The sequence below is a fragment of the Terriglobales bacterium genome (genome assembly GCA_035454605.1).
Taxonomy (GTDB): Bacteria; Acidobacteriota; Terriglobia; order Terriglobales; family Acidobacteriaceae; genus DATMAB01.
Genome location: DATIGQ010000092.1, coordinates 1 through 3,933, shown reverse-complemented (window position 1 = coordinate 3,933; position 3,933 = coordinate 1). Strand labels below are relative to the sequence as shown.

Here is a 3,933-nt window from a genome sequence, read left to right as displayed (position 1 = left end):
CCCAGCCTCGCGTTCACCGGCGGCGGTCAGGTGGTCGCTCACCCGCTGTTCGGCGTCTTCATGCTCGTCGAGGACCTCCCGCGCCCGCGTCACCACTTCCTGCGGAAGCCCGGCGAGCTTTGCCACCTCGATGCCGTAGCTGCGGTCGGCCGCGCCCGCTTCCACTTTCCTCAGGAAGACGATCCCGCCCGCGCTCTCCTTCACCGAAACGTGATAGTTCTTCACGCCCGACAGGTGTTCCGCCAGTTCGGTGAGCTCGAAGTAATGGGTGGCGAACAGCGTCTTGGCGCGGGTGCGGGCGTGCAGGTACTCGACCGCGGCCCAGGCGATGGCCAGCCCGTCGTAGGTGGCGGTCCCGCGGCCGATCTCATCCAGCAGCACCAGCGACTTGGACGTGGCGGTGTTCAGGATGGCCGCGGTCTCGGTCATTTCCACCATGAAAGTGGAGCGCCCGCGCGCCAGATTGTCACTCGCCCCGATGCGCGTGAAGATGCGGTCCACCACGTCCAGCCGCGCCGACTGCGCCGGCACGAACGATCCCATCTGCGCCAGGATCACGATCAGCGCCGCCTGCCGCAGGTAGGTGGACTTGCCGCCCATGTTGGGACCGGTGACGATCAGGATCATCTGCGTGCTCGCATTAAGGTAGAGATCGTTGGGCACGAAGCGGTCGGCCGCATCCAGCCGCTCGATCACCGGATGCCGCCCGCCCACGATCTCGAGGTCGCCGGAATCGTCGAAGCGCGGCCGCGTGTAGCCGCGCGTGGCCGCCAGATGCGCGAAGTTGGCCAGCACGTCCGTCTCGGCCACGGCCAGCGCCGTTTGCCGCACTCGCCGCGCCTCGCCGGCGATGGCCGCGCGCAACTCGACGAAGATACGCCGCTCGATCTCGGCCATCTTCTCCTGCGCGTCCAGGATCTTGGCCTCGTACTCCTTCAGTTCCGGCGTGCTGAAGCGCTCCGCGTTCACCAGCGTCTGCTTGCGCTCGTAGTCGGGCGGCGCCAGGTGCAGGTTGGGCTTCGACACCTCGATGTAGTAGCCGAAGACGGAATTGAACTTGACCTTGAGCGAGCCGATGCCCGTGCGCTGCCTCTCGCGTTGCTCGATGCGCGCCACGTGCTGCTTGCTGTTGCGGCTGAGGTCGCGCAGTTCATCGAGAGCCGCGTCCACGCCCGCCGCGATCACGCCGCCTTCGGCGAAATTCAGCGGCGGCTCTTGGACGATCGTCCGCTCGATCCTTTCCCGCACGTCGGCGAGTTCGTCCATCTGCTCCCGGAGCGCAGCCAGCCGCCCGTTGTCGCCCGGCGGATCTCCGGGCTCTCCTGAGACCTGAGACCCGGCACCTGAGACCTTTCCCAGCACCGCTCGCACGCCCGGCAGCTTTCCCAGTGACACTCCCAGCGCCAGCACGTCGCGCGGGTTGGCGGCTTCGAGTGTCACCCGGCTCAGCAATCGCTCCAGGTCGAGGATGCCTTCCATCGCCCGGCGCAGTTCGGTGCGGGCCACGGTTTCTCGCGCCAGCGCTTCCACCGCGTCCAGCCGCCGCGCAATCTCCGCCACATCGACCGACGGCCGCAGCATCAACGCCCGCAGCAGGCGTTTGCCCATGGCGGTCACCGTCTCATCCACGGTCTTCAGCAGCGTCACCTCGTCGCCGGTGCCGGCAAACAGCGGCTCCACCAGCTCCAGGTTGCGCACCGTCACGGCGTCCAGCACCAGGTACTCGCGGCGCTCGTAGAACCCGATGCGGTCCACATGCTCCAGCGTTCCGCGCTGCGTCTGCCTCACGTAATGCAGCACGGCGCCCGCGGCGGCCGCGGCCGCCTGCCGTCCGGCCAGGCCATAGCCTTCGAGGGAGAGCACGCCGAAATGGTTCTCCACCAGCGGAATGGCGTAGTCGGGGGCGAACACCCAGTCATCGAGCGGCGTTTCCGTGAAGCGGACGTCCGCCACAGCATCCGCAGCGGAGCCTTCCGCGGCCGGGTGTGGCTGATCGCTGATGGCTGAGTGCTGCGTGCTTCTCTCAAACAAGGGCAGGGAAGAGGCGTAGAGCACTTCCCGCGGCTGCAGTTGCGCCAGTTCTTCGGCCACGCGACGCTGGGCGTCCGCGCCGCGGAACTCGGTGGCGCGGAATTCTCCGGTCGAAAGGTCGAGCGCGGCAAAGCCGGCGGCGTCGCCCGCCTCGGCCACCGCCGCCAGAAAGTTGTTCTCGCCCGAATCCAGCGACGCATCCGCCGCCGTCCCCGGCGTGATCACGCGCGTCACTTCCCGCCGCACCAGTTTCTTGGCCAGCCGCGGGTCTTCCACCTGGTCGCAGACCGCGACCTTGTATCCCTTGCGGATGAGCCGCGCAATGTAGTTTTCCGCGCTGTGATAGGGGACGCCGCACATGGGGACGGCGTTGCCGCGCTCCTTGTGCCGCGCCGTCAGCGTGATCTGCAGTTCGCGCGCGGCCGTGACCGCGTCCTCGTAGAACAGTTCGTAGAAGTCGCCCAGGCGGAAGAACAGCAGCGCCGTGGGATGGTCCTTCTTGATGGCGGCGTACTGCCGCATCAACGGCGTCAGCGACGCGCTGCGCGCTTCAGACATTCCCGGAATTCTAGCACTCAGCACTCAGCTCCTAGCCTCTGGCTACTGGCTGGCAGCGAGAAGCTAGCAGCTATCCCCATTGACTTCCCGCCGCCCCTAGTGTTTTCTAGCCACTAACCACTAGCCCAGTTCCTAGCTAGCAGCTAGAAGCCAGCAGCTTCTTTATGGAGTTACGCAAAGATCCCATCACGCGCTCCTGGGTGTTGACCGGCGACGACTCGAGCGACTTCCGCTCCAAGTCCGAGGTCTGCCTGCTCTGTCCGGAGACCTCGGCGCACGCCCAGGTGGTCGGTTCCATGCCGTCGCTCGACGGCGGCCCCTGGTCGTCGCGCGCCATGGTGCATCCCTGGCCGCTCTACCACATCGAGGGCGATCCCGGCCGCCGCGGCGAAGGCCTCTACGACCACATGCAGACCGTGGGCGCGCACGAGCTGCTGGTGGAGAATCCGCGCCACGACCGCCATCTCTGGGTGGCCGCAGACGCGGAGATCGGCCAGTTCCTGCGCCTTTCCGCCCAGCGCATCCTCGACCTCAAGCGCGACCGCCGCTTCAAGTACGTCACCATCTTCAAGAACCACGGCGCGCCCGCCGGGCAGGAATTCGACCATCCCCACTCCCAGCTCACCGCCACCACCTTCATCCCGCGGCGCGTGCTTTACGAACTGCGCAGCGGCCGCGATTACTTCCAGCAGAAGGAGCGCTGCGTCTTCTGCGACATCCTCAATCAGGAACGCCAGCAGGCCACGCGCGTGGTCGAGGTCGTGGGCGACTACATCGCCACCTGCCCCTACGCGCCCCGCGTCCCTTACGAGACCTGGATCCTCCCCCTCACCCACGAATCGTCGTTCAGCCTGGCTACGCTCGAGCGCGGCCCCGCGCTGCACGACCTGGCCGCGGTCTTGCGCCGCACTCTGGAGCGCATCCGCGCCATCACCGAGGACTTCCACATGGTGCTGCACACCGCCCCCAACGTCAGCCACAAGACCAGTGTCATGGACTACTGGAAGACCCTCGACGACGACTACCACTGGCACATCGAGATCCTGCCCATCGTGGGAAAGAAGTCCCAGTCCTATACCTTCAAAGAGACCTACTTCACCCCCGTGACCTCGGAGACCGCCGCCGCCCGCCTGCGCAGCGTCAGCCTGAGCTAAGACTTTTTCACCACAGAGACTCGGAGGCGCGGAGGCAGATGGCTGCAGGCCACCTCTTCGGTCCTTTGGTGTTCTTGTGGCTGGCGCTTTTGGTTTTGATCTGGACTACTTTTCCGCAAACTGACGCCGGCCCTCCTCCGTGTCTCTGTGTCTCCGTGGTGAGAAGAAACAAAAAGGCCCCGCATTTCTG

The 3,933-nt window shown here is 66.2% G+C and carries 2 protein-coding genes; one reads left to right on the top strand and one right to left on the bottom strand.

What is annotated here, in order from left to right; genetic code table 11:
- The coding region (gene mutS / locus VLE48_06685; protein HSA92679.1) for a DNA mismatch repair protein MutS at positions 1–2,589 on the bottom strand (2,589 nt) is incomplete at its 3' end.
- Positions 2,590–2,753: 164 nt separating this feature from the next.
- On the opposite strand from mutS, the gene VLE48_06680 reads away from it, so the two are divergent.
- Entirely contained in the window at positions 2,754–3,743 is a 990-nt protein-coding gene (locus VLE48_06680) for a DUF4931 domain-containing protein (GenBank protein ID HSA92678.1), read from the top strand.
- The last annotated feature ends 190 nt before the right edge of the window (positions 3,744–3,933 follow it).